This window comes from Crossiella sp. SN42 (assembly GCF_023897065.1).
Lineage (GTDB): Bacteria > Actinomycetota > Actinomycetes > Mycobacteriales > Pseudonocardiaceae > Crossiella.
In genome coordinates this window covers 251,765-275,265 of record NZ_JAMHIV010000006.1, presented here as the reverse complement: position 1 = coordinate 275,265, position 23,501 = coordinate 251,765, and the positions used below count along the sequence as shown (strand labels likewise).

Genomic DNA, 23,501 nt, shown 5'->3' with positions numbered 1-23,501 from the left:
CACCCGGTCGGCGGGTGGCCCCATTCCGTTGTGTGCAAAGGGTTTGCTCAGACCAGCTTCTCGATCTCCCTGACCACCTCGGCCTGCGGGGTCAGCCCGGCGATCTCCCGGGAGATCTCCTGCGCGCTGGCCCGGTAGCCGGAGTCGCCGAGGATCTTGGTGATCGCCCCGGCCACCTCGGCCACCGGCGGGTTGTTGCCGTCCAGGGTGATCGCGGCGCCGCGCTCATCGATCCGGCGCACCGAGACCGCGGAGGTGGGGATCTCCGGCAGCACCACCTGCGGCACCCCGGCGTTGAGCAGGGTCATCACGGTGACCCCGCCGCCGTGGTGCACCACCAGGTCCGCGGTCGGCGCGACCACGTCCAGCGGCACCCAGCCTGCCTTGAGGTCCGGGAACTCCGCGCGCAGCTGCTGGGCCACCGGCTCGGTGGTCGCGATGACCACCTCCACCGATCCGTCGCTCAGCGCCGGGTTGGCCAGCAGCGGGCGGAAGAAGTCCGGGCCCAGCGCGGGCACGAACTTGCTCCGCGAACCGGAGGTGATGACCACCCTGGGCTTGTCGCCCTTGGCGCACATCCACCGCTGCAACCCGACCTGCTGGTTGCCCGGCGCCCACCGCATCAGCCGCGCGGGCACCGCGTCGGCCGGCCGCAGGCTGGGCGGGGTGATGTCCAGGAACAGCTCGGCCTCCGGCATCTCGGCCAGGCCCAGCGCGGCCAGCTCCGGCTCCAGCTCCGCGGCCGCGCCCTGCCAGTCGGTCTCGGCGCGGTCGTAGAGGGCGTAGGTGTGGCTCACCAGCGGCAGGCCCAGCTGGTGCGCGACCAGCTGCGCGTGGTGGTTGTACTCGCCGCCGATGATCACATCCGGCCGCCACACCTTGGCCAGCGCCAGGGTCTCCTGGTAGGCCGCGGCCGACAGCCTGCCGAAGCCCCGCCCGATGAAGTCCAGCTGGGCGGTGAAGTCCTCCGGGATGGGCAGCGGCTCGCCGGCCCGGTCCTTGAGCATCGCGTCCGCGATGCCCACCGGGGTCACCCCGTAGGCGGGCAGGCCGACGTGGGCGATGAGGTCGCGGTTCTCCTCGGGACAGGCGACGATCACTTCGTGCCCCGCGGTGCGGGCCGCCCACGCCAGCGGGATGCCGGCGTGGACGGGAGCCGAGCCGCCCCCGGTGATGAACAGGAATCGCACAGTTTCTCCTTGTACATCAGGGACCGGGAGCCACGGCCGCACCGCGCCCAGCGGTCCACCAGCTACTTGCTGACGGCCTTCGTGTACCGGCGGATGGCCAGCGGGACGAAGATCGCCAGGATCAGCGCCACCCAGAGCAGGGAGGCGGTGATCGGGTACTGCAGAGGCAGCACGTCCGGCGCCACCCGGCCGGGCGGGATGTTGCCGAAGAGCTGCCGGCAGGCCTCGACGACGGCCGAGACCGGGTTCCAGTCCGCGACCACCCGCAGCGCGGGCGGCAGCACCTCACTGGGCACGAAGGAGTTCGAGATGAAGGTCAGCGGCAGCAGCACCATCAGCATGATGTTGCCCAGCACCTCGGGCGACTTGATGGTCAGGCCGATCGCCGCGGTGATCCAGGACGCCGCGTAGGCGAACAGGAACAGCAGCAGGTAGCCCAGCACCGCGTCCAGGAAGGAACCGCGGATCCGCCAGCCCATCAGCAGACCGGTGATGGACATCAGGATCATCACGATCACGTTGTTGACCGCGTCGCCGTTGGTCCGGCCGACCAGCACCGCCGCCTGCGAGATGGGCAGCGAGCGGAACCGGTCCACCAGGCCCTGCTTCATGTCGTAGGCGACGCCGGCCCCGGTGTTGGAGGCGGTCATCAACATGGTCTGGGCCAGGATGCCGACGATCATGAACTCCCGGTAGTTCGCCCCCTTCATGTCGATCGCGCTGCCGAAGACGAACCCGAACAGCAGGGCGAAGGCGATCGGCGCCGCGCTGGAGAACACCACGATGTCCGGGTTGCGCAGGTTCTTCAGGATGCTGCGCTTGCTCAGCGTGAGGCCGTCGCTGATCGCGCTGGTGACCACGTTCACTTGACCTGCTCCTTCGCCTTGCCGCGGACCTCGTCGCCAGTGCTCGTCGCGCCGCCTTGGTATTCCTCGCTGCCGGACTCCCCGGTCAGGGCCAGGAACGCCTCGTCCAGGGTGGGCCTGCGCAGGTTCGCGCCGACCAGGGCCACCTGCGCGTTGTCCAGCAACCGGATGCTGGTGATCAGCGCCTCCGAGCCGCTGCTCACCGGCACGATCACGTGCTTGCTCTCCTCGTCCACGGTGATCTCACCCTGCGCCAGGCCCTGCAACGCCTGCTGCGCGGCAGGCAGGTCCGCGGTGTCAGCCACCGCCAGCTCCAGCCGCTCGCCGCCGACCTTGGCCTTGAGCGAGTCCGGGGTGCCCTCCACGATCACCTTTCCGTGGTGCAGCAAGGTGATCAGGTCGGCCAGCTGGTCGGCCTCCTCCAGGTACTGGGTGGTCAGCAGCAGCGTGGTGCCCTCCCGGACCAGCTCGGCGATCACGCTCCAGAGCGCCAGCCGGTTCTGCACGTCCAGGCCGGTGGTCGGCTCGTCCAGGAACAGCACCTCGGGCTTGGCCACCACCGCGCAGGCCAGGTCGACCCGGCGGCGCATGCCGCCGGAATAACCCTTGACCTGCCGGTCGGCCGCCTTGCTCAGGTTGAACCGCTCCACCAGCTCGTCGGCCCGCCGCTTGGCCGCCGCGCCACCGAGGTGGTAGAGGCGGCCGATCATCTGGAGGTTCTCCCGCGCCGTGAGGTCCTCGTCCACCGCGGCGTACTGGCCGGACAACCCGATCCGGCGGCGCACCTTGACCGCGTCGGCCACCACGTCCAGCCCGGCGACCGTCGCCCGGCCGGAGTCGGGACGGAGCAGGGTGGAGAGCACCCGCACCATCGTGGTCTTGCCGGAACCGTTGGGCCCCAGCAAACCCATCACCGTGCCTTCCTGGACGGCCAGGTCGAGCCCGTCCAGTGCGATGGTCGAGCCGAAGCGCCTTCTCAAGCCCTCGGCGACGATCGCGTTCGTCATCACTCCTCCATCACCTTGCTGGTGGTTCGTGCTGTCACGGTTGGGCTCACCGAGGGGAGCCCAGTGTCGGTCCAGTCGCTGGACCTCCGGTCGAATGCAGCCGGATCCCTTGCGGTCAAGGGGGAATCCAGCCCTCCCATAGCGCGCGTCGCCAGCGTGGTCGCACCGCACCTGGGGGGCAGCGGCGGTGTCGTCGCGGACCATCCCGCTGCCAGGTGCCGGTCTCTTGTCTTGTCGAGCAGGCCCGGACCGGGCCGGAAGTGGATGACGGATGTTCAGAAGCACACTGCGCACCATCGCCGCCACGGCGGCCATCGCGGTCGCCGCAATGCTTGTCCCTGCAACAGTTTCCGCCGCGGCCGGGAGTTCCGCACCCAGCTCTGTGCGGGACGTGATCGGGCCGCCCATCGGGGTGTGGGACGGCCGGATCAGCCACCCGGACGGTCACATCGATATCAAACTCTCCTTCCGCCTCAACGGAACCCTGTGCTTAATCGCGCCGCCGCCCGACCCGGGCGGCGGCATCGAGGGCAGTGGCCGCTGGCGGCTGACCGACCCGAACTCCTTCAACTTCAACGGCAGGGAGCGCTACTTCGACGGCTCCGGCGCGACCACCGGCTCGCTGACCTTCGACATGAACGCCGACTACCAGGGCCTGACGGAGTTCGTCGGCAAGGGCACGGCGACGCTGTTCGACGCGCAGGGCAACGAGCTGGGCACGCTGCCCACCACCTCCCGGTTCAAGCGGATCTCGCTGGTGCCGGTGAACTGCTCGTAATCCGGCATCCCGGCCGTGGTCTGAGGTCTCAGGCCACGGCCGGTCGGCTGCATGTCCCACCGAACAGGCCCGCGCCGGGCCGGAAATGGATGACCAACGATGAGAAGGACGCTGCGCACCACCGCCATCGCGGTGGCCGCCACCACCGCGATGCTTGTTCCCGCAACGGCTTCGGCCGCGGCCGGGCCGCCGATCGGGGTGTGGACCGGCAAGATCACCTTCCCCGCGATGCAGGTCGATGGCAAACTCTCCTTCCACCTCAACGGCTCGCTGTGCTTCCTCACCAAGCCCGAGGACGGGGTGGAGGGCAAGGGCCACTGGCGGCTCACCGGGCTGACCTCCTTCGACCTCAAGGGCAGGGAGCGGTTCTTCGACAGCAGCGGGACCACCACCGGCTCGCTGACCTTCGACCTGGACGCCAAGTACCAGGGGCTGGCCGGCTTCACCTCTGCCGGCACCGCGACGTACTACGACGCGCAGGGGACCGAGCAGGACACCGTCCCCATCTCCGCCCAGTTCCAGCGGCGGTCGGTGGTTCCAGCGCCCTGCCCGTCATAACAGCCCTGCCCTTCCCGACAGACAGCCCTGCCCGTCCTGGCACTCCCGCCGGCCGTGGCCTGAACTCAGGCCGCGGCCGGCCGGTCGCGAACCAGCGTGCGCGAGCGCACCAGCAACCTCCCGTCCCGGCGCACCAGCTCGTCGGTGACCGCGAAGGTCGACTCGAACCGCACCTTGCCCTCCTTGTCGGTCAGGGTGACCAGCGAGCCATAGCCGACCGTGAGCTCGCCGTCGGCGTGCTGCTCCATCTCGTAGTGGTCGTTCCAGTGCCGGGGCACGTTCTCCCGGTACCTCGGCAGCGCGGCCTCGGCGAAGGCCCGCATCGCCGCCCTGCCCTCGAGCTTCTTGCCGTGGTGGACGTGGTGGGTGACCCCGTCCTCGGTGAACGTGCTCAGGTAGCCGTCCAGGTCCAGCCGGTCCAGCAGCGCCATCTGCCGGGCGTAGAACCTCAGCACCTCGACGTACAGCTCGGCGCCTACCTCCGCCATGCCCCGTTCCTTTCCTTGGTGGTCAAGGGATCTCGATGCCTAGGCGAAGCCGACCCGGCGGGCGGCGGCCACCGGCTCGGGCTGGTCGAGATCCAGTTCGGAGCGCAGCACGGCCTGCTGGAGGTTGCGCAGCCGCAAGGAGGGCTCGACCCCCAGTTCCTTGTTCAGCGTGTTGCGCAGGGTCTTGAACGCCTGCAGGGCCTGCCACTGCCTGCCTGAGCGGTACAGCGAGACCATGTAGTGCGCGCAGAGGTTCTCGTGCATGGGGTGCCGGGCGGTGAGCACGGTCAGCTCGCTGAGCACCGACTGGTGCCTGCCGAGCCCGATGTCCGCCCCGATCCGCGCCTCCAGCACGTTGAGCCTGCTCTCCTCCAGCCGGGCCACCTCGATGCTCAGCGGCATCCCGATCCGGACGTCGACCAGTGCCTGCCCGTGCCACTTGGCCAGTGCCATGCCGAGGAAGTGGGAGGCCGACTCGAAGTCCCGCGCCTCCACCGCCCGGTTGCCCGCCTGCACGAGGTTCTCGTACGCGCGGACGTCGACGTTCTCGGGGTCGATGTCCAGCACGTAGCCGTCGAAGCGGGTGAGCAGCACGTCCTTGGCCGTGCCCTTGGCCTCCTCCGGCATCGCGGACTCGATGAGCCTGCGCAGTTGCAGGATGTAGGTCTGCAGCGTGGTCCGGACGCTGAGCGGGGGGCGATCACCCCAGAGCTCCTCGATCAGCGTGGGCACCGAGACGATCTTTCCGGCGTGTAGCGCGAGCAGCACCAAGACCTGCCTTGGTTTGGCGGCGGTAGGTGCTACCGACCGCCCGTTCAATGTTGCCTCTAACTCTCCCAGAAGACGTACGTGCATTAAGAAACTCCCCCAGAGTTCGGATTCAGCGAGCGGGGCTGCGCACCCCGTGGAATCCACGATGCTACGTCGATGTAGGCGGGATCTGCCGCTGATTCAGCGACCAGTTAACCATGCCTTGCCCCCAGACCGCCCAGTACACGGCCTGCGATCAGCCTAGAGGGTGATCGCGAGATGGTCGAACAGCGCACTTGAACCTCACTCAAATCCAGCGTGCACAATTTTCCGTACAAACATGACTTGACAAGGTGTTCGATTTTCTGATAGCCACCCCAAGTACACTATCTCATTTCTATAACGCAGGTGGTAAAGGACGCAACTGTCAATAGGAGATAGCGCGTGTTAGTAGTTGCCCAATCCGCCGCAAACGTTGAGCGCCTGGGCGGTGATCGCGGCCGCCGCGTCCGTGGTCAGGTACCCGACCAGCCCGGCCACCTCCTCGGGGGTGGAGTAGCGGCCCAGCGGGATCTTGGCGTTGAACTTGGCCAGCACCTCCTCCTCGGTGGTGCCCCAGTACTCGGCGAAGCCCTGCCGGACCCGGACCGCCATCGGGGTCTCCACGTAGCCGGGGCACACCGCGTTGACCGTGATCCCGGACTTGGCCAGCTCAAAACCGACAGACTTGGTGAAGCCGAGAACCGCGTGCTTGGAGGCGGTGTAGGGCGCGGCCAGCATGACGCCCTGCTTGCCCGCGGTGGAGGCGATGTTGATGATCCGGCCCCAGCCCGACTTGGCCATGCCGCCGGCGTTGAGCACCTCCCTGGTCACCCGGAAGACGCTGTGCACGTTGGTGTTGAACACCTCGTGCCAGATCGCCTCGTCCATGGTGGCGATCTCGCCGCCGCCGCCGCGACCGGCGTTGTTGACCAGGATGTCGATCCGGCCGAACCGCGCCACCGCGGCGGCCACCGCGGCCTGGATGTCCGCAGGCGAGGTGACGTCGCAGGAGGTGCCCTCGGCGGTGTGGCCCTCATCCCGCAGCTCCTTCATCACGGTGGCCACCCGCTCGGCGTCGCGCGCGCAGCCGAAGACGGCGATGCCCTGCGCGGTCAGGTTCTTCGCCACGGCCAGCCCGATCCCGCTGCTGACACCGGTGACGAAGGCGATCTTCTGGTTGCTCATGCTGTTCTCCTCCAAGGGGTTCAGGGTCTAGGCGGCGCAGTGCGGCAGGCCGCCGTGGAACTCGGCCATCTCCCGGAACGAGGCCCCCACGTCCAGCCGCGCACCCGGCGCGAGGCCTTCCAGCTCGGCGTAGGCGCGGTGCAGGTTGCCCACCAGGCGTTCCGGGTCGACCAGCGCGGCGAACGGGCCGAGATCGGCCGCCCTGGCCACCTCCAGCGCGCGGGCGCCGTCGCGCAGCCCGTTCTCGGCCAGCTCCCGCACCCAGCGCAGGTAGGCCTCGGTGGCGTCGAGCACCTCGGGCCCGGCCACCGGGCCGTGGCCGGAGACGACCACCGCGGGATCCAGCGCGCGCATCCGGTCCAGCGCGCGCAGCGAGCCCTCGATCGAGCCCATCAGCACGTAGGGGGTCACGCCGGACCACACCACGTCGCCGGCGAAGAGCACCCGGCGCTGAGGCACCCAGGCGATGACATCGCTGGCGGTGTGCGCGGGGCCGACCATCTCCAGTTCCACGGTCAGCTCGCCCACGTGCAGCCGCAGCCGGTCGGTGAAGGTGACATCGGGCAGGGTCAGCTCCAGCTCGCCCCACTCCACGCCGGGCCACAGCCCGCACATCGCCAGCCCGGCCTCCGCGGAGTCCGCGCGGGTCTGCTCGTGCGCGATCACCGTGGCCTTCGGGGTGAACTCGGTGTTGCCGAAGACGTGGTCACCGTGGAAGTGCGTGTTGACCAGCAGGTCCGGCCCGCCCGGCACGAGCAGTCCGGTCTGCGCGCGCAGGTGCCGTGCCCTGGCCTGGGTGGCCGCGGTGTCGATGAGCACCGCGTGGCCCTGGGAGACGATGAGCCCGGCGTTGTTCAGGCACCAGCCGCCGGGCAGCTGCTCGTAGGCGTGCACCCCGTCGGCGACCTCGCGCAGCCGCGGCTCGGCGGACATCAGACCACCTCGGCGAAGCGCTGGAGGGTCTCACCGGGGCTGGGGCCGTCCAGCGCCTGGAAGATCCGCTCGGCGTCCGGGCCGTGCTTGTCCAGCCGGATGTGCGCCAGCTCCACCCTGGTCTGGCCGGGCCCGGCCGGGGTGAAGGTCACCTCGATCTCGCTGGCCCGCTCGTCGTCCGGGATGGACTGCCAGCGGCCGTCCACCCGCCAGGTCATCCGCAGCCGGTGCGGCGGGTCCCAGTCCAGCACCACGCCCCAGGCGATCTCGTTGCCCTCGGCGTCCCACTCGTAGTACCGGCCACCGGCCCGCGGCTCGATGGCCAGGCCGACCCTGGGCGCGCGCAGCAGCACGTGCGAGGGCGGCCACCAGTCGGCCGGTCGCTGGGTGAAGACCTCGAAGCAGTGCCGCGGGCTGGCCGCGACCACGACTGACTTGCGCACGTCCGGGATGACGCGTTGGGGCATGGGAATCCTCCGGCTGCGAGTAGTGCTGGCCGGGCCAGGCTCGCCGGGGTGGCTCGATCCCCTTTTGAACGGGCCTGGACCGTGAGTCGAGAGACCGCCCGCACGCTGCGCCCTGACGGCATCTCAAGGAGGCCCCATGGCCCGACGGGCAGTCATTACTGGAATCGGCGTGACCGCGCCGGGAGGAATCGGGACCCAGCCGTTCTGGGACCTGTTGGTCAGCGGCCGGACCGCGACCCGCAGGATCACCGCGTTCGACCCGAGCGCGCACCGCTGCCAGGTCGCCGCCGAGTGCGACTTCGACCCGCTGCTGCACGGCCTGAGCCGCCAGGAGGTCAGACGGACCGACCGCGCCACCCAGCTGGCGATGGTCTCGGCGCGGGAAGCCGTGCTGGACAGCGGACTGGACATCGACGGCGCGCTGGCCGAGCGCACCGGGGTGGCGCTGGGCAGCGCGGTCGGCGGCACCACCACGCTGGAGCGGGAGTACGCCGTGTTGTCCAACGGTGGCAAGGACTGGGTGCTGGATCCGGCCTACGCCGTGCCGCACCTCTACGAGGGCTTCCTGCCCAGCTCGATCGCGGCCGAGGTGGCCATCCGCACCGGCGCGCTCGGCCCGGCCTCGGTGATCTCCACCGGCTGCACCTCCGGCATCGACTCGGTCGGCTACGCCGCCGAGCTGGTCAGGGACGGGGCGGCGGACGTCATGATCACCGGCGCCGCGGACGCGCCGATCTCGCCGATCACGTTGACCTGCTTCGACTCGATCAAGGCCACCTCGGCCCGCAACGACGACCCGGCCACCGCGTGCAGGCCCTTCGACCGCAACCGCACCGGGCTGATCCTCGGTGAGGGCGCGGCCGTGCTGGTGCTGGAGGAGTACGAGCACGCCAGGCGGCGCGGCGCCACGATCTACGCGGAGGTGGCCGGTTACGCCGCCCGCTGCAACGCCTTCCACATGACCGGGCTCAAGGCCGACGGCCGGGAGATGTCCGAGGCGATCAACCTGGCGATGGCCGAGGGCGGGCTGAACCCCGAGGACATCGACTACGTCAACGCGCACGGCTCCGGCACCAAGCAGAACGACCGGCACGAGACCGCGGCGGTCAAGCGCAGCCTCGGCGAGCACGCCTACCGCACGCCGATGAGCGGCATCAAGGCGATCGTCGGCCATTCCCTTGGCGCGATCGGCTCGATCGAGATCGCCGCCTGCGCGCTGTCGATCAAGCACGGGGTGGTGGTGCCGACGGCCAACCTGACCGAGGCCGACCCCGAGTGCGACCTGGACTACGTGCCCGGCGCCGCGCGGGAACGCCGGCTGGGCGCGGTGCTCACCGTGGGCAGTGGGTTCGGTGGCTTCCAGAGCGCGATGGCGCTCACCGCAGGGGGGCGGGCGGCATGAGCGCTCAGGACGTGGTGGTCACCGGCATCGGCGTGACCGCGCCGAACGGGACCGACGCGGAGAGCTACTGGGCGGCGACGCTGAAGGGGGAGTCCGCGATCCGGCGGGTCACCCGCTTCGACACCACCGGCTACCCGGTCCGGCTGGGCGGCGAGGTGCCGGAGTCCGAGGCCGAGTTGTCCTTCCCGCGCAAGCTGATGCCGCAGACCGACCGGCTCACCCGGCTGGCCATGGTGTGCGCGGACGCGGCGCTGTCCGACGCGGCGGTGGACCCGGCGGCGCTGGAGGAGTATTCGATGGGGGTGGCCGTCTCCGGTGCCACCGGCGGGCTGGAGTTCGGCCAGCAGCAGTTGCAGAAGCTGTGGGGCCAGGGCTGGGAGGAGGTCAGCCCGTACATGTCCTTCGCCTGGTACTACGCGGTCAACTCGGGCCAGATCTCGATCAGGAACGGCATGCGCGGCCCGAGCGGGGTGGTGATCTCCGAGCAGGCAGGCGGCCTGGACTCGCTGGCCTTCGCCCGCAGGCGGGTGCGCAAGGGCACCGGGGTGATGACCGCGGGCGGCCTGGACAGCATGCTGTGCCCGTACGGCCTGTCCACGCTGTCGGTGGCCGCCGGGGTGTGCCGGGGTGACGATCCGGACCGGGCCTACCTGCCCTTCCACCCGGACAGCCGCGGTTTTGTGCCGGGCGAGGGCGGCGCGGTGCTGATCCTGGAGTCCCGCGCGGCGGCGGCCGGCCGCGGCGCGCCCACGGTGTACGGGGTGCTGGCCGGCCACGGCGCGGCCTTCGACCCGGAACCGTTGAACGGCAACGCCTTGGTGCGGGCAGCGCGGGCCGCCCTGACCGAGGCCGGGCTCACTGCCGACGCGGTCGACGTGGTCTTCGCCGACGCGGCCGGGGTGCCCGCCCTGGACGCCGCCGAGACCACCGCGCTGCGCACCCTGTTCGGCAACCGGCGGGTCCCGGTCAGCGCACCCAAGGCGCTGGTGGGCAGGCTGCTCTCCGGCGGCTCCGCGCTGGACGCGGCCACCGCGCTGCTCAGCCTGCGCGACGGCATGATCCCCGCGGTGCCGGGCATCGAGCCGGAGGAGACCGACCCGGCCATCGACCTGGTGGTGGGCTCGCCGAGGGCGCAGGAGATCAGCACCGCGCTGGTGCTCGCCCGCGGCCACGGCGGCTTCGCCTCGGCCATGGTGCTGACCAGGCCGTGAACAACGCGGACGGGGCGGGTGCGCCAGCTGCGCACCCGCCCCGTCCTGTTGTGCCGGATCGGCCCTTCAGGCCGTGGTTCCCGCCAGTGCCACCTGCTGGTTGACCAGGTCGATCAGGTGCCGCGGGGTCTCGATGTCCGCGGCTGCCGACTCCGGGACCTTGATCTTGAAGTGTCGTTCCAGCCTGCTCGTGGTGTCGATGATGGCCAGCGAGTCGAAGCCCAGGTCCATCAGGTTGGTGTCCAGGATGTCGCCGTCCAGTGCGACGGTCTCGTCCTCGCCCACCGCGCGGGCCAGGAACTCCTTCAGCTCGTCCAGGGTCAGCTGGGTCGTCATGTGGAGATCACCTTCTTCTCGGGATTGTGGATCACGGGGTCAGCGCGCTTCGACGTGCTCGCGCGCCTTGGCCAAGGTCGCCCGGCTGTTCGCGCCCAGGGCGTTGCGCACGGCGGTTCTGGCCGCGGCCAGCGACTCCGGCGGGTTGGGCAGGGCGGCGATGCCCTCGGGGTCCAGGAACACCTGGTGCCGGGCGGTCACCGTGACCTGACCGTCCGAAGTGGACTCGAACAGCCATTCGCCGTTGTGCGCCCGCAGCGCGGCGGGCAGCTTGACCTGCTTGTAGGAGATGCGCCGGTTCGGTTCGCAGACCCGGCCGGAGACCGTGGTGTGCAGCGAGCCGTCCGGTGAGCGGGTGTCCATCTCCATGTGCTGCAAGCCCGGCGTGTCCTCGCGCAGGTCCAGGCGGGCCACGTGCGGGAGCCGCTCCGGCCACCTGGCCGCGTCGTAGAGGAAGTCGTAGACCGCCTCCACCGGGCCGGCGATGGTCACGGTGTCGGCGAACTCGAACAGCAGCTCGGGCTCCTCCGCCGCGCGCTCGGCCACCCGCTTGAGGTTGGCCAGCTCGGCCACGCTGTTGGTCTCCACCGCGCTGGCGATGCGCGCCAGGTTCGCCGGATCGTCGCCGAGGGCCCGGTAGTGGTGGTCAAGCACGATCACGCAGCCGCCGCCGGGGTTCGGCCGCACCGTCCAGGCGCCACCCATCGCGGCCACTGGGTCCGCGGGCACGACCTGCTCGAACTCCACCCGGTGCCGGTCGGGGAACAGCCTGCGTCGGGACTCCCAGCTGCGCAGGTCGCCGTTGGCCAGCGCGCAGATCCGGATGCGCTCCTCGGTGTCGTCACCGGCCACCCGCTCGGCGTGCACGGTCGGCGGGAAGTACAACGGCCACCGGGACACGTCGGCGACGATCCGGTAGACCGCCTCCGCCGGTGCGGCCACGTCGATCTGGTGGGTGACCTCGGTGCGGGTCACGTCGGTGCTGGTCATCTTGCGCCTCTCTGCTTGGCCCGCGCTCACGCGGTGGGAATGGGCGAGGACAGGGCGAGCAGCTCGCGCCGGGCCGCGGCGGTGGCGTCCTGGTCGGCCTGGTCGCCGCGGTGGCGGTTGGGCAGCACCGGCAGCACCCGGCCGCCGCCGCGCACCACCGAGGGCTGGCGGCGGCCCAGCACGCTCAGGCTGGTGCCCGGCCCGGCCTCCACCAGCACGCAGTCGCCGTGCTCGGCCAGCAGCGCGGTCAGCGTGGGCGCGAAGTAGACGGTCTCGGCGGCCTGCCTGGCCCAGAACACCGGGTCCCGCGCGGTCTCGGCGCTGAGCACGCCCTGGGTGTAGGCGGAGTAGAGCTTCAGCCGCGGTTCGCGCAGCCGCACCGCACGCCAGCCGGGCAGGGTGGCGGCCACCGCCTGCTCCACCACCGGGCTGTGGAAGGCCTGCCGGGCGAAGACATCCCGGCAGACCACCTCCCGCTCGGTCAGCGCCCTGGCCGCCCGGTCCAGCGGTTCGCGTTCCCCGGCCAGCAGCAGCTGGCGGGGCGCGTTCACCGCGGCCAGGTGCACGCCGGCCCGCAGCACGTCCGCGACCTCCTCGACCGAGGCGGACACCGCGAGCATGCCGCCGGGCGGGGTGGCCGCGAACTCGGCGACCCGGTCGGTCATCAGGCCGATGCCGTCGGCGAGCTCCAGCACCCCGGCCAGGGTGGCCGCGGCCATCTCGCCGACGCTGTGCCCGAGCAGGGCGACCGGCCGGACGCCCCAGTCCAGCACCATCCGGCCGAGCGCGTGGTTCACCGCGTAGAGCAGCGGCTGGGCCACCGAGACGTCGTGGTACATCGGCGAGGGCTCCGGCGCGAGCCATTCCGCGCGCAGCCAGGACCCGTCCGCGCCGAAGAGCTCGAAGGCCCGGTCCATCCAGGCGGTGAACACCGGCTCGTGCCGGTACAGGCCGGCCGCCATCCGCGGGTGCTGGGCGCCCTGGCCGGGGAACAGCAGCACGACCGGCGGCGCGGACCGAGCTGTCGCTGTGGACATCTGCGCTCCCTTTCCTCGGTTGTCGCCGAGGTTGCGGGCGGCCTGTCGAGGCTCGCCTGAGCCTGGCCGGATCGCGGCCGGAAGGCCATAGGGCGTGTCCTAGCCAGGTCGAGCCCGCTTCCACGCGCATTCGAGGCGGGCTGGCGACTCTGCGCACAGGGAACTCTGAGGCGTTCTCCCCAATTCTGGAGGTCGAGCTGAGCGCCATGACTAATGAATCGCCACCGGCGAGCCTGTCCGAATTCTATCGCCAGGAACCGGTCTGGTCCGGCTCGGCGGCGGACGGAATTGACTACGCCACCATCGAGGTCCCGTTGAACTACGCGGATCCCGGCGGCGAACGACTGTCGATTGCCATCAGCCGGAAAAAGGCGACGGATCCGGCCCGTCGGCGCGGCATCCTGCTCACCCTCAACGGCGGTCCCGGCGGCTATTTCGGCCTCGGCACGCGTTTTCCGGCCACTCTGGCCAAAACGAGGCTGACCGAGCGCTACGACGTGATCGGGTTCGACCCGCGCGGCACTGGCGCCTCCACCCCGCTGCTCGCCGAGATCACCGCCACCCAGGCAAAACCCGACTCCAGGCCGCCGGAGAGCCGGTTCGCGACCATCGCCGAGGACGCTCGGGCACGCGAGCAGGGCTGCATCCGGGCGGGCGGACAGCGGCGGCTGCACTTCAGCACCCGCAACCTGGTCAGGGACATGGACGTGATCAGGGCCGCGCTGGGCGAGGACAAGCTCAACTACCTCGGCTACACCTACGGCACCTATGCCGGGGCGGTCTACGGCTCGATGTTCCCGGACCGGCTGGACCGCAACGTGCTCGATTCCTGTGTGCACCCGGACTGGTCCTGGCGGGAACAGCTGATGGCGCAGGGACCGGCAAATCGGGCGAACCTGGAGAAATGGGCGGAATGGGTCGCGGGACGATCCGGACATTTCTCACTCGGTGATTCCGCCGAGGCGGTGCTGGCCACCGTTGAGGAAGCCGTGGCCGCACTCGGCGCCCAGCCGGAGAACACCGGGCTGCGCACCCTGCTGGACTGCGCGCTGGGTTCCCGTTCCGCGGACCGGGCCCGCTGGACCGAACTGGGCCTGCTGGTCGCCGACCTGCGCACCGGCGACCGGGCGCTGGCCGAGAAGTGGCTGGCGGACGAGCGGATCTGGCCGCCGTCGGAGACCGAGGGCGAGACCCGCTGCGGGGTGCTGGACGCGGTGATCATGGAGAAGCCCTGGCCGAGTGACCTGGAGACCTACTTCGCGGACATGCGCGAGTACCGGGAGAAGTACCCCTACGCCAACGGCGTGATGCGCGCCCAGCCGTTCAGCGGCGCGCCCAGCTCCTTCACCCCGCCGGAGTCGCCGGTCGAGCTGCGCCGCGAGGGCTACCCGGCCGGGCTGGTCGTGCACGCCGACGGCGACCCGATCGACCACTACCCGGGCGGCGCGGCCCTGGCGAAGCGGCTGGGCCACCGGCTGATCACCATCGAGGACTCCGGCCAGCACGAGATCTACGCCTTCCGGGGCAACGCGGCCGTGGACGAGCTGGTCGAGAAGTACCTGCTGGACGGCGAACTGCCGGCCGCGGACACCGTGTGCGCGAGCACCGTGCCGCGCCCGAACGTGCCCGCCGGAACCTGAACCCCCCATCCCACACCGAGGTTGGTGATGACATGTACGGCGCGGACTACGCCGAGATCTACGACCTGATCTACGCCAGTCGCGACAAGGACTACGCGGGCGAGTCAGCCGAGCTGGCCGCGCTGGTGCGCGCGCGCAAACCCGACGCGGACTCGCTGCTCGACGTGGCCTGCGGCACCGGCGGGCACCTGGCCTACCTGAAGCAGGACTTCGGCACGCTGGCCGGGCTGGAGCAGTCCGAGCACATGATCGTCAGGGCCAACCGGGCGATGCCGGAGATCCCGGTGCACCAGGGCGACATGCGCGACTTCCACCTCGACCAGACCTTCGACGCGGTGGTCTGCATGTTCAGCTCGATCGGCTACGTGGGCAGCACCGCCGCGCTGGACCGCACGCTGAAGAGCTGCGCCCAGCACCTGAACCCGGGCGGGGTGGTCATCATCGAGCCCTGGTACTTCCCGGACCAGTTCCTGCCCGGCTACATCGCCGACGACCTGGTGCGCTCGCCGGAGCGGGTGACGGTGCGGGTGTCGCACTCCACCAGGGAGGGCGACCAGGTGTCGATGACCGTGCACTACATCGACGCGCAGAAGGACTCCGGCATCCGCCACCACACCGATGTGCACGCGATGAGCCTGTTCCAGCGCGAGCAGTACGAGGCGGCCTTCGAGCAGGCCGGGTGCAAGGTGGAGTACCTGCCCGGCGGCGGCCGGTTCAACTGCGGCCTGTTCATCGGCACGCGCGCCGACTAGCCACAACGCCGCTGGGCCGGTCCCGAAGTCAGGGACCGGCCCAGCGGTGTTTTTGTTGCGCTACAAGGGGTTTCAGCTACCGACGACCTGTTCGGCCACCGCGGTCCGCCACATGTCCCGCAGCGAGTCCGCCAGCGGGATCCGCGGCGACCAGCCCAGCAGCGCTCTGGCCAGCCCGATGTCGACCAGCGTCCAGTCCCCACCGAGGCTTTCCACCCGCCGGTTCCGCTCGTGCAGCATCTCCGGCGGCAGACCGGCCGCGGCGACGAAGGCGCGCACCAGCTCCCGGATGGTCACCGCCTGGCCGCTGCCCAGGTTGATCACGCGGCCGGTCACCTCGGCGGTGGCGGCCAGCCGGACCGCCTCGGCGGCGTCGCGCACGTCCAGGTAGTCCCTGGTCGCCTCGGTCACGGTCACCGCCAGCGGCGTGCCCGAGTCCAGCGCCGAGCACAGCATGGCGACCAGCTTGCCGACGAAGCTGGCCGGCGAGGGGTGCGGCCCGGAGATGTTGGACAGCCGCAGCACCACCGCGTCCACCGCACCGGCCTCGGCCGCGGCCAGCACCGCGGCCGAGCCGGCCAGCTTGGTCCGGGTGTAGGGCGTGCTCGGCGCCGGCCGCACCCGCTCGTCGATCAACGTCCCGGCCGGCACCTCGCCGTACTCCAGGATGGAGCCCATGTGCACCAGCCTGGGCCGCCAGGGCAGCGCGCCCACCGCGTGCACCAGCGCGTGCGCCAGGCCGACGTTGGTGCGGGCCAGCTGTTCCTCGGTGTTCTCCCAGCCGTCCGTGGCGTTGGCCGCGTCGGTCGCGTTGACCACCACGTCCACCCGCTCGGCGCGGAGCAGCTCGGTGATCGTCTCCGGCGCGGCCCGCGCCAGGTCCAGCCCGGCGAACCGGTGCCCGGCCAGCTGCGGCGAGGGGTTGCGCGCCACCACGAGGACCTCGTCACCGTGCTGGGCGAAACTCGCGCACACCTGCTTGCCGAGCCATCCGGTGCCGCCGAGCACCGCCACCCTGGTCACCGTCGCCTACTTCGCGACGAGCTTCTCGAGCACGGGCACCAGGTCCGCGGGCGAGGGCAGCTGGGCGATCTGATCCCGCACCTCCCTGGCCCGCACCCGGTAGCTCTCCTGGTCGAGCAGCGCCTTGGTGGACTCCAGCAGCAGCTCCGGGGTCAGCTCCCTGGGCTCGATCCGGCGGATGGCGCCGAACTCGGCCAGCTTGCCGATCGCGGCCAGCGGCTTGCCCATGCCGGGGATGACCACCTGCGGCAGCCCGTGCGTCAAGCAGGTCATCATAGTGCCCGGCCCGCCGTGGTGCACCACGGCGTCGCAGCCGGAGAGCACCGAGGTCAGCGACTGCCAGCCCACCGCGACCACCGACTCCGGCAGCTCGCCCATCTGCGGCACCAGGAAGTCGGCCACCGCGACCACCAGCTCCGCCTCCAGCGCGCCCAGCGCCTTGAGCAGCTGCACCAGCACCGGCAGCCCGCCTGCCTGCGGCTGCACCGAGCCGAGGGTGACCAGCAGCCGGGGCTTGGTCCGCGGCTGGAGCACCCAGCCGGGCAGCAGGCCGGGCTCGCCGTAGGGCACGTACCGCATCGGCTGGGCGCCGGGGATGGACTCGCCCAGCAGCGGCGGGGTGTTGTCGATGACCAGGTCCGGCTCGGGCAGCCGGTCCAGGCCGTGGCGGGCCAGCTCCGGTGCCAGCTCCTCGTTCAGCGCGGGCACGATCGGCAGGTCGCCGGGGCCGACGGTGTGCTTGACCCACGGCACCCCGTTGACCTTGGCCGCGATCGCGGCGGTGGCGAAGGAGTAGGACTCGGCGACCACCAGGTCGGGCCGCCAGCCGGCCACCAGGTCGAGGGTGCCTTCCAGCGTCCGCTCGGCGAGGCGGGCGAACCCGGCCCCGGTCATGCCGCCCATCTGCTCGTGCGACTCGGGGAACTTCAGCGGGTTGCCCGCGCGGTCCTTGCCCATCACGTCGCGCATCTCGATCGGCCCGGACACCGCGGCCATCGGCAGGCCGGAACCGCGGACCACCGCGTCCCAGTTCTCCGGCGCGGCCACCAGCACCTCGTGCCCGGCCGCGCGCAGCGCCCAGGCCAGTCCGACGACCGGGAAATACAGCGGGTGGGCGGGACCGGTGTTGACCAGAATCTTCATCTTCACACCTTAGGAATGAGGACAGCGGAGCTGGAACAGAGCGCGGAAAAGAAGGGTGCTGGGAATTGCTCGAACCCGGCTGGAGACCGGCTGGACGCGGCACTCAGGCAGGGGCGAGTTCGGCCGCGATGGCCATGACGTATTCGCCGTAGGGTGAGCGGGCCAGCCTTTCGCCGAGCCGGTGGCATTCCTGCGCGCTGATGAATCCCATGCGCAGTGCGATCTCCTCCACACAGGCGATGCGCGCGCCCTGCCGTTCCTCCAGGGTGCGCACGTAGTGGCCGGCCTGCAGCAGCGACTCCGGGGTCTCGGTCTCCAGCCAGGCGAAGCCCCGGCCGAGGTCGACCAGCCTGGCCCGGTCCCGGCTCAGGTAGGCGCGGTGCACCCCGGCCAGGTCCGGCTCGCCCGGCCCGGTCGGCGGCAGGTTCTTGGCCAGGTCGACGATCTCGTTGTCGTAGAAGCCGAGCCCGGTGACCGCCCGCAGGCCGCGCCGGGACACCGGGCGCCTGCCGACCGAGAGCAGCCGCCCGTGCTCGTCCGCCTCGGCCGCCCCGCACCGGCCCGGCTCGGCCGCCTGCGAACCGAACAGCACACATCCGCGCAGGTCAGCGCGTTGCTGGGCGAGCACCGAGTAGAACCGCTGGCCGTGGAAGATGTGGTCGCCGTGGATCAGCGCGACCGGGTCCTCGCCGATGTGGTCGGCCGCGAGGACCACCGCCTCGGTGGTGCCGCCCGGCTGGTCCCGGTAGTCGATGCGCAGCCCCAGCTGCCCGCCGTCGCCCAGCAGGTGCCGCAGCCGGGGGATGTCCGCGGGCGCGGCGATGATCAGGATCTCCCGGATGCCGGCCAGCATGAGCACGCTGAGCGGGTAGTAGATCATCGGTTTGTCGCCGACCGGCAGCAGTTCCTTGGGCACCGCGAGCGTCATCGGGTGCAGCCGGCCCCCCGATCCACCCGCGAGTATTATTCCCCGCATGCCCGCCTCCCGGTGTCTCACCTGTCGCCACAGCGGCGGGTGCAGTACCGCAGGCGTGGTCTGAGCCCAGCTCGACCACCACTCAATCCGGCGCACTTATGGTGCGAATATGTCTACCTGCCGCATCTGCCGGGGCCCGGTCTACCAGTTCTTCGATTTCGGCCAGCAGCCGATCTCCGACGCTTTCCGCAAACCGGAGGACACTTCCGAAGAGTTCTTCTTCCACATGGCCATCGGTGTGTGCCAGCAATGCACGATGGTTCAGCTGATGTCGGAGGTGCCAAGGGAGAAGATGTTCCACGAGGAGTACGCCTACCACTCCTCCACCTCGGTGCGGATGCAGGAGCACTTCGCCGGCACCGCGCTCCGCCTGCTGGAGACCGAGTGCGCCGGGGTGGCCGACCCGCTGGTGGTGGAGCTCGGCTGCAACGACGGCATCATGCTGCGCACGGTGGCCGAGCGGGGCGTCCGGCACCTGGGCGTGGACCCCTCGGCCAACGTGGCCAAGGAGGCCGCGAGCAAGGGTGTCCGGGTCCGGGTCGCCTTCTTCGAGGAGTCGGTGGCCAGGGAGGTCCGGGCGGTGGACGGGCCTGCCCAGGTGATCTACGCGGCCAACACCATCTGCCACATCCCTTACCTGGACTCGGTTTTCCGCGGCGTGGACGCGCTGCTCTCCGACACCGGCGTGTTCGTCTTCGAGGACCCCTACCTCGGCGACATCGTCGAGCGCGCCAGCTTCGACCAGATCTACGACGAGCACTTCTACCTGTTCTCGGCCACCTCGGTGCGGGCAGCCGCGCGGCAGTTCGGCTTCGACCTCATCGACGTCGAGCGCCTGCCCACGCACGGCGGCGAGGTCCGCTACACCATCGGCCGCCCCGAGCACCGCCAGCCGTCGGCGCGGGTGGACGAGCTCATCGCCGAGGAACGTCAGCGCGGCATCGACGACCTGGCCACCCTGGAGCAGTGGGGCACCGAGGTGAAGCGCAACTGCGGCGAGCTGGTCGCCCTGCTGCGCAAGCTGAAGGAGGAGGGCGCCACCGTCTACGCCTACGGCGCCACCGCCAAGAGCGCCACCGTCACCAACTACGCGGGCATCGGCCCGGACCTGGTGGCCGGGGTGTTCGACTCCACCCCCGGCAAGCAGCACCGGCTCACCCCCGGCGGGCACCTGCCGGTCCGCCCGCTGTCGGAGTTCACCCCGCCGTACCCGGACTACCTGCTGCTCTTCGCCTGGAACCACGCCGAGGAGATCATCAAGCGCGAGCAGGCCTTCCGCGAACAGGGCGGCAAGTGGATCCTCTACGTCCCCCAGGTGCACATGCTGTGACCAGCCTTTCACCGGCGGTCGGCCGGTCCCACCGTGCCCCGGCCGGCCGCCATCGAGACGATCAGTTGCCCGGTCGCGGCCAGGCACAGCAGCAGGACGGGCGCCTGCCAGCCCGCGGTGGCGGTGTGCAGCAGCCCGAAGACCGCGGGGCCGGCGGCGGCCAGCAGGTAGCCGATGGACTGGGCCATCGCGGACAGTCCGCCCGCGGTGGCCGCGTCCTGGGCGCGCAGGCTGAAGAAGGCCAGGGCGAGCACCAGGCTGGCGCCGCCGCCGAGGCCGAGCAGGATGCTGCACAGCACCGCCTGGTCCGGGGCCAGCAGGAGCACCAGGTAGCCGGCCAGCAGGAGTGCGGAGCTCGCCGCGGCCGGTGCGCGCTGGTCCCGCGTCCAGCGCAGGGCGGCGGGGGTGGCCAGGCTGGTCAGCACCGCGACCGCCTGGAGCAGGAACAGCAGCCAGCCGGCGGTGGCCGCGGTCACGCCGTTGTCCTGGAACACCTGGGGCAGCCAGGTGACCACGATGTAGAAGCCCAGGGACTGCAAGCCCATGAAGGCGGTGACCGCCCAGGCCAGCGGCGAGCGCCAGGGCAGCCGGTGCGCGCGGACCGAGGTCGCGGGTGGCTGGGCGGCGCGCAGCTGCGGGAGCCAGAGCAGGATGGCCACCAGGGCGAGCAGGATCCAGCCGCCGAGGGCGGTGTGCCAGCCGCCGGGGGCCAGTTCGCTGATCGGGACGGCCACACCGGAGGCCACCGCCGCGACGCCGCCCATCACGGTGGCGTAGGCGCTGGTCAGCAGGCCCACCCTGGTCGGGAAGTCGCGTTTGACCAGGATGGGCAGGACCACGTTGCCGACGGCGATGCCCGCGCCGACCAGCACCGTGCCGGCGAACAGCGCGGGCGCCGCCGGTATCCAGCGGGTCGCGATGCCCAGGGTCAGCACGACCAGTGCGAGGCCGAGCAGCCGCTCCGGGCCCCAGCGCGCGGACAGGCGCGGGACCACCGGGGACAGCGCGGCGAAAGCCAGTAGCGGCAACGTGTTCACCAGGCCCGCCGCGGTGGGGGTCAGGTCCAGATCCGCCTGCACGCGGTCCAGCAGTGGGCCGACGCCGGTGATGCTGGCGCGCAGGTTCGCCGCCACCACCAGCAGTCCCCACACCAGCAGCGCCTGGCCGGAGCGCGGCTTCGACCGCGTGCTCGTCATGGCCACCATGATCGGTGCGCCCCCGGATCAGAGCCAGGCCGCGCGCAGGCTGGCCCCGGCACGGCCACGCTGGCCGCCGGGCCGCGCCCTACGCTGCCGGTATGGGCAAGCCGTTGGGCGACTTCATCCGGGCCAAGCGGGACAGCGTGCAGCCGGAGTCGCTGGGCCTGCCTGCGCGGGACAGGCGGCGCTCGCCGGGGTTGCGGCGGCTGGACCTGGCGGCGCGGGCCGGCATCAGCGTCGAGTACCTGACCCGGATCGAGCAGGGCCGGGACACCAACCCCTCGACCGCGGTGGTCAACGCGCTGGCCGACGCGCTCAGCCTGGACCCCTCGGAACGCAACCACCTGCGCTACCTGGCGAAGATCACCCGCGGCGGGTGCGCCGTCCGGATCCAGCCCGTGCCACCGCCCCGGCAGGTGCGGCCGTCCGTGCTGGCGACGCTGCGGCTGCTGGAACCGGGCATCGCGATCGTGACCAACCGGCTGGGCGATGTGCTCGCCTGGACGGGCGGTTTCGAGTCGGTCGCGGGTGCGGCCGGGGTGCTGGACGCCGCCGCCCCGAACCTCACCCGCTACGTCTTCACCGACCCGCGCGCCCGGAGCTTCTTCGCCGACTGGGACGACATCGCCGATCAGCAGGCCTTCGACCTGTGGCTGGCGCCGTCGGTGGAGAACCTGGAGTGGCTCACCGCCGAGCTCGCCCCCGTCGCCGGACCCGAGTTCGCGCGCCGGCTGAAGCGGCATGTGGTGCCGCCGCGGGGAGTTCTCCGGCTCAGCCACCCGGCGGGACCGGAGCTCCGGCTGGTCCGGGAGACGCTCGAGCTCGCCGCGGACGCGCAGCAGCTGGTGGTGTTCCTGCCCGCGGACGAGCACACGGCCCAGGCCGTCGACCAGCTCCGCGGTCAGCGTCGCCGGCTCCGGTCCATCTCCTGACCCACCGCGAGCACGACCAGCGCCCCGAAGGCGAGCCAGACGTAGACGTTGCCGGGAATGTGTTGCCAGAAGCTCCAGTGCAGCTCGCGGTTCTCCGAGTGCGGCAGCAGGGTGAAGGGACTGGTGCAGAACAGGAGCACGGCCGCGGCGAGCAGGGTTCGGTGCGACCAGGTGCGGGCGCGGGCGGCCAGCAGCAGGAAGGCCGGGACGCACCAGACCCAGTGGTGGGACCAGGAGACCGGGGAGGCGAGCAGGCCGCCGGCCGCGATGACCAGCAGGGCGAGCAGGTTGTCCCTGGTGCCGTGGGCGATGAGCACCGCGAGCAGCATGGCAAGTGTGGAAAGTCCTAGCCACAGCAGGGAAATCGCTTCCTGGCCAGGGTCAAGGCGCTGCAGCAGGCCGCGGAAGGACTGGTTCGGACCGTAGGCGAGGCCGCCGATGCGGCTCGGGTCGGTCAGGGCGTGGAACCAGTACTCGACAGAATCCGTTGGGGCGAAAGCGAATCCGAGCACGGCGAGGATGACGAAGGCGGCGAGGGAGTTGGCCGCGGACCGCCAGTCGCGGCGCAGCAGGAAGTACAGCACGAACACCGCGGGGGTCAGTTTGATCGCCGCGGCCACGCCGACCAGCAGGCCGCGCAGGCGGCGGTCGCGGACGGCCAGGCAGTCGATCACGACCAGGGCCATCAGCAGCAGGTTGATCTGACCCAGGTTGACGGTGGAGAGCACGGGTTCCAGGCCGATCGCGGCGATCGCGGCGGTCAGGCCGAGCGCGTGCGCGACATCCCGGTGCCGGCACAGCCTTCTGGTCACCACCAGGCAGACCGCGGTCAGCGCGAGGAAGCTGGCCGTGGTGAGCAGGACGGTCGCCAGCCAGGCGGGCAGGGCGGCGAAGGTGCTGAACAGGACCGCGGCCGCGGGCGGGTAGGTGAACGGCAGCCGGGGACCGGGGAGCGGGCCGGGGAAGTCGACGTAAAGCGGGATGCCGTGCAGCCAGGCGAGTCCGCCGTTGCGGTAGACCTCCAGGTCCAGCAGGCTCCGGCTCAGCTGCGCGAGCGACAGGCAGGCCAGCGCGACCCACCACAGCACCCAGGCCACCTGGCGGGCACGGGCCCACCTGCGGCGGGTCCGATCGTCCGAAAAGGACTCCCACAGCCTGCGGCGGCCGGTGGCGAACGCCTCGGCGGACATCGGGGGGACGTCCGCCAGGGCCTGTCTGGCCGCCGCGATCTCGTTCTGCATGGACACTAGTTGCCGATGACGGTCC

Annotated in this window: 24 protein-coding genes; 8 read left to right on the top strand and 16 right to left on the bottom strand. The window is 71.1% G+C overall.

The genetic code is table 11. The annotated features are described in order from the left end of the window. Positions 1-47 precede the first annotated feature (47 nt). The 3 genes from M8C13_RS09845 to M8C13_RS09835 form a co-directional block, all read right to left on the bottom strand. A complete protein-coding gene (locus tag M8C13_RS09845; protein WP_252480196.1) occupies positions 48-1,190 on the bottom strand; it encodes a glycosyltransferase in 1,143 nt (380 codons plus the stop codon). Positions 1,191-1,252: 62 nt separating this feature from the next. Then, positions 1,253-2,056, bottom strand: coding sequence for an ABC transporter permease (locus M8C13_RS09840; protein WP_252480195.1), 804 nt, complete (start codon positions 2,054-2,056; stop codon positions 1,253-1,255). Further along, positions 2,053-3,063, bottom strand: a complete 1,011-nt coding sequence (locus tag M8C13_RS09835; RefSeq protein ID WP_252480194.1) for an ATP-binding cassette domain-containing protein — start codon at positions 3,061-3,063, stop codon at positions 2,053-2,055. Before M8C13_RS09835 ends, M8C13_RS09840 begins: the two co-directional genes overlap by 4 nt. Before the next feature lie 271 nt (positions 3,064-3,334). Here M8C13_RS09835 and M8C13_RS09830 point away from each other — a divergent pair, with 271 nt between their 5' ends. Continuing rightward, positions 3,335-3,841, top strand: coding sequence for a hypothetical protein (locus tag M8C13_RS09830; protein ID WP_252480193.1), 507 nt, complete (start codon positions 3,335-3,337; stop codon positions 3,839-3,841). Positions 3,842-3,940: 99 nt separating this feature from the next. Beyond that, a complete protein-coding gene (locus tag M8C13_RS09825; RefSeq protein ID WP_252480192.1) occupies positions 3,941-4,399 on the top strand; it encodes a hypothetical protein in 459 nt (152 codons plus the stop codon). A 65-nt stretch (positions 4,400-4,464) separates the two neighbouring features. On the opposite strand, the gene M8C13_RS09820 is transcribed toward M8C13_RS09825, so the two are convergent. The 5 genes from M8C13_RS09820 to M8C13_RS09800 form a co-directional block, all read right to left on the bottom strand. Then, positions 4,465-4,887 carry a nuclear transport factor 2 family protein gene (locus M8C13_RS09820; protein ID WP_252480191.1) on the bottom strand — a complete coding sequence of 141 codons (423 nt, stop codon included), beginning with the start codon at positions 4,885-4,887 and terminating at the stop codon, positions 4,465-4,467. 39 nt (positions 4,888-4,926) lie between these two features. Next, positions 4,927-5,742, bottom strand: a complete 816-nt coding sequence (locus M8C13_RS09815) for an AfsR/SARP family transcriptional regulator (protein ID WP_256508797.1) — start codon at positions 5,740-5,742, stop codon at positions 4,927-4,929. Positions 5,743-6,084: 342 nt separating this feature from the next. Continuing rightward, the gene (locus tag M8C13_RS09810; protein ID WP_252480189.1) at positions 6,085-6,864 is read right to left on the bottom strand and encodes an SDR family NAD(P)-dependent oxidoreductase; all 780 of its coding nucleotides are present in this window, start codon (positions 6,862-6,864) and stop codon (positions 6,085-6,087) included. A gap of 27 nt (positions 6,865-6,891) precedes the next feature. Beyond that, positions 6,892-7,797, bottom strand: coding sequence for an MBL fold metallo-hydrolase (locus M8C13_RS09805; protein ID WP_252480188.1), 906 nt, complete (start codon positions 7,795-7,797; stop codon positions 6,892-6,894). After that, on the bottom strand, positions 7,797-8,264 hold the full coding sequence (locus tag M8C13_RS09800; protein WP_252480187.1) for an SRPBCC family protein: 468 nt from the start codon (positions 8,262-8,264) through the stop codon (positions 7,797-7,799). The genes M8C13_RS09805 and M8C13_RS09800 overlap by 1 nt, the downstream gene beginning before the upstream one ends. Before the next feature lie 136 nt (positions 8,265-8,400). Between M8C13_RS09800 and M8C13_RS09795 the strand changes: the two genes are divergently transcribed. Both M8C13_RS09795 and M8C13_RS09790 read left to right on the top strand, forming a co-directional pair. Continuing rightward, positions 8,401-9,666, top strand: coding sequence for a beta-ketoacyl synthase (locus M8C13_RS09795; RefSeq protein WP_252480186.1), 1,266 nt, complete (start codon positions 8,401-8,403; stop codon positions 9,664-9,666). After that, positions 9,663-10,877 carry a beta-ketoacyl synthase N-terminal-like domain-containing protein gene (locus tag M8C13_RS09790; protein ID WP_252480185.1) on the top strand — a complete coding sequence of 405 codons (1,215 nt, stop codon included), beginning with the start codon at positions 9,663-9,665 and terminating at the stop codon, positions 10,875-10,877. The genes M8C13_RS09795 and M8C13_RS09790 overlap by 4 nt, the downstream gene beginning before the upstream one ends. Before the next feature lie 66 nt (positions 10,878-10,943). Here M8C13_RS09790 and M8C13_RS09785 read toward each other — a convergent pair whose 3' ends face one another. The 3 genes from M8C13_RS09785 to M8C13_RS09775 are packed head-to-tail and all read right to left on the bottom strand — an operon-like array spanning position 10,944 to position 13,240. Continuing rightward, a complete protein-coding gene (locus M8C13_RS09785; RefSeq protein WP_252480184.1) occupies positions 10,944-11,213 on the bottom strand; it encodes an acyl carrier protein in 270 nt (89 codons plus the stop codon). Positions 11,214-11,252: 39 nt separating this feature from the next. After that, positions 11,253-12,203: an aromatase/cyclase gene (locus M8C13_RS09780; RefSeq protein WP_252480183.1), complete on the bottom strand. Its 951-nt coding sequence runs from the start codon at positions 12,201-12,203 to the stop codon at positions 11,253-11,255. Positions 12,204-12,229: 26 nt separating this feature from the next. Then, positions 12,230-13,240, bottom strand: a complete 1,011-nt coding sequence (locus M8C13_RS09775; RefSeq protein ID WP_252480182.1) for an acyltransferase domain-containing protein — start codon at positions 13,238-13,240, stop codon at positions 12,230-12,232. A 206-nt stretch (positions 13,241-13,446) separates the two neighbouring features. Between M8C13_RS09775 and M8C13_RS09770 the strand changes: the two genes are divergently transcribed. Beyond that, positions 13,447-14,880 (top strand): alpha/beta fold hydrolase, encoded by a 1,434-nt coding sequence (locus M8C13_RS09770; protein ID WP_252480181.1) that lies wholly within the window; start codon positions 13,447-13,449, stop codon positions 14,878-14,880. 32 nt (positions 14,881-14,912) lie between these two features. Next, entirely contained in the window at positions 14,913-15,632 is a 720-nt protein-coding gene (locus tag M8C13_RS09765; RefSeq protein ID WP_252480180.1) for a methyltransferase domain-containing protein, read from the top strand. A 72-nt stretch (positions 15,633-15,704) separates the two neighbouring features. Here the strand turns inward: M8C13_RS09765 and M8C13_RS09760 are convergent, their stop codons facing one another. The 3 genes from M8C13_RS09760 to M8C13_RS09750 form a co-directional block, all read right to left on the bottom strand. Beyond that, a complete protein-coding gene (locus tag M8C13_RS09760; RefSeq protein WP_252480179.1) occupies positions 15,705-16,655 on the bottom strand; it encodes an NAD(P)-dependent oxidoreductase in 951 nt (316 codons plus the stop codon). 6 nt (positions 16,656-16,661) lie between these two features. Next, positions 16,662-17,798, bottom strand: a complete 1,137-nt coding sequence (locus M8C13_RS09755) for a nucleotide disphospho-sugar-binding domain-containing protein (RefSeq protein ID WP_252480178.1) — start codon at positions 17,796-17,798, stop codon at positions 16,662-16,664. A gap of 103 nt (positions 17,799-17,901) precedes the next feature. Continuing rightward, positions 17,902-18,774: a sugar nucleotidyltransferase gene (locus M8C13_RS09750; protein WP_252480177.1), complete on the bottom strand. Its 873-nt coding sequence runs from the start codon at positions 18,772-18,774 to the stop codon at positions 17,902-17,904. A gap of 109 nt (positions 18,775-18,883) precedes the next feature. On the opposite strand from M8C13_RS09750, the gene M8C13_RS09745 reads away from it, so the two are divergent. Continuing rightward, the gene (locus tag M8C13_RS09745; RefSeq protein WP_252480176.1) at positions 18,884-20,104 is read left to right on the top strand and encodes a class I SAM-dependent methyltransferase; all 1,221 of its coding nucleotides are present in this window, start codon (positions 18,884-18,886) and stop codon (positions 20,102-20,104) included. 8 nt (positions 20,105-20,112) lie between these two features. Here the strand turns inward: M8C13_RS09745 and M8C13_RS09740 are convergent, their stop codons facing one another. After that, positions 20,113-21,300, bottom strand: coding sequence for an MFS transporter (locus M8C13_RS09740; protein WP_252480175.1), 1,188 nt, complete (start codon positions 21,298-21,300; stop codon positions 20,113-20,115). Positions 21,301-21,401: 101 nt separating this feature from the next. Between M8C13_RS09740 and M8C13_RS09735 the strand changes: the two genes are divergently transcribed. Continuing rightward, entirely contained in the window at positions 21,402-22,235 is an 834-nt protein-coding gene (locus M8C13_RS09735) for a helix-turn-helix domain-containing protein (RefSeq protein ID WP_252480174.1), read from the top strand. On the opposite strand, the gene M8C13_RS09730 is transcribed toward M8C13_RS09735, so the two are convergent. Further along, positions 22,205-23,476, bottom strand: coding sequence for a glycosyltransferase 87 family protein (locus M8C13_RS09730; RefSeq protein WP_252480173.1), 1,272 nt, complete (start codon positions 23,474-23,476; stop codon positions 22,205-22,207). The genes M8C13_RS09735 and M8C13_RS09730 overlap by 31 nt on opposite strands. Between the last annotated feature and the right edge of the window lie 25 nt (positions 23,477-23,501).

Coding starts and splice junctions, on each gene's coding strand:
- M8C13_RS09835 (WP_252480194.1), bottom strand. CDS start 3,063: ATGACGAACGCGATCGTCGCCGAGGGCTTGAGAAGGCGCTTCGGCTCG.
- M8C13_RS09830 (WP_252480193.1), top strand. CDS start 3,335: ATGTTCAGAAGCACACTGCGCACCATCGCCGCCACGGCGGCCATCGCG.
- M8C13_RS09825 (WP_252480192.1), top strand. CDS start 3,941: ATGAGAAGGACGCTGCGCACCACCGCCATCGCGGTGGCCGCCACCACC.
- M8C13_RS09820 (WP_252480191.1), bottom strand. CDS start 4,887: ATGGCGGAGGTAGGCGCCGAGCTGTACGTCGAGGTGCTGAGGTTCTAC.
- M8C13_RS09815 (WP_256508797.1), bottom strand. CDS start 5,742: ATGCACGTACGTCTTCTGGGAGAGTTAGAGGCAACATTGAACGGGCGG.
- M8C13_RS09810 (WP_252480189.1), bottom strand. CDS start 6,864: ATGAGCAACCAGAAGATCGCCTTCGTCACCGGTGTCAGCAGCGGGATC.
- M8C13_RS09805 (WP_252480188.1), bottom strand. CDS start 7,797: ATGTCCGCCGAGCCGCGGCTGCGCGAGGTCGCCGACGGGGTGCACGCC.
- M8C13_RS09800 (WP_252480187.1), bottom strand. CDS start 8,264: ATGCCCCAACGCGTCATCCCGGACGTGCGCAAGTCAGTCGTGGTCGCG.
- M8C13_RS09795 (WP_252480186.1), top strand. CDS start 8,401: ATGGCCCGACGGGCAGTCATTACTGGAATCGGCGTGACCGCGCCGGGA.
- M8C13_RS09790 (WP_252480185.1), top strand. CDS start 9,663: ATGAGCGCTCAGGACGTGGTGGTCACCGGCATCGGCGTGACCGCGCCG.
- M8C13_RS09785 (WP_252480184.1), bottom strand. CDS start 11,213: ATGACGACCCAGCTGACCCTGGACGAGCTGAAGGAGTTCCTGGCCCGC.
- M8C13_RS09780 (WP_252480183.1), bottom strand. CDS start 12,203: ATGACCAGCACCGACGTGACCCGCACCGAGGTCACCCACCAGATCGAC.
- M8C13_RS09775 (WP_252480182.1), bottom strand. CDS start 13,240: ATGTCCACAGCGACAGCTCGGTCCGCGCCGCCGGTCGTGCTGCTGTTC.
- M8C13_RS09770 (WP_252480181.1), top strand. CDS start 13,447: ATGACTAATGAATCGCCACCGGCGAGCCTGTCCGAATTCTATCGCCAG.
- M8C13_RS09765 (WP_252480180.1), top strand. CDS start 14,913: ATGTACGGCGCGGACTACGCCGAGATCTACGACCTGATCTACGCCAGT.
- M8C13_RS09755 (WP_252480178.1), bottom strand. CDS start 17,798: ATGAAGATTCTGGTCAACACCGGTCCCGCCCACCCGCTGTATTTCCCG.
- M8C13_RS09750 (WP_252480177.1), bottom strand. CDS start 18,774: ATGCGGGGAATAATACTCGCGGGTGGATCGGGGGGCCGGCTGCACCCG.
- M8C13_RS09745 (WP_252480176.1), top strand. CDS start 18,884: ATGTCTACCTGCCGCATCTGCCGGGGCCCGGTCTACCAGTTCTTCGAT.
- M8C13_RS09740 (WP_252480175.1), bottom strand. CDS start 21,300: ATGACGAGCACGCGGTCGAAGCCGCGCTCCGGCCAGGCGCTGCTGGTG.
- M8C13_RS09735 (WP_252480174.1), top strand. CDS start 21,402: ATGGGCAAGCCGTTGGGCGACTTCATCCGGGCCAAGCGGGACAGCGTG.
- M8C13_RS09730 (WP_252480173.1), bottom strand. CDS start 23,476: ATGCAGAACGAGATCGCGGCGGCCAGACAGGCCCTGGCGGACGTCCCC.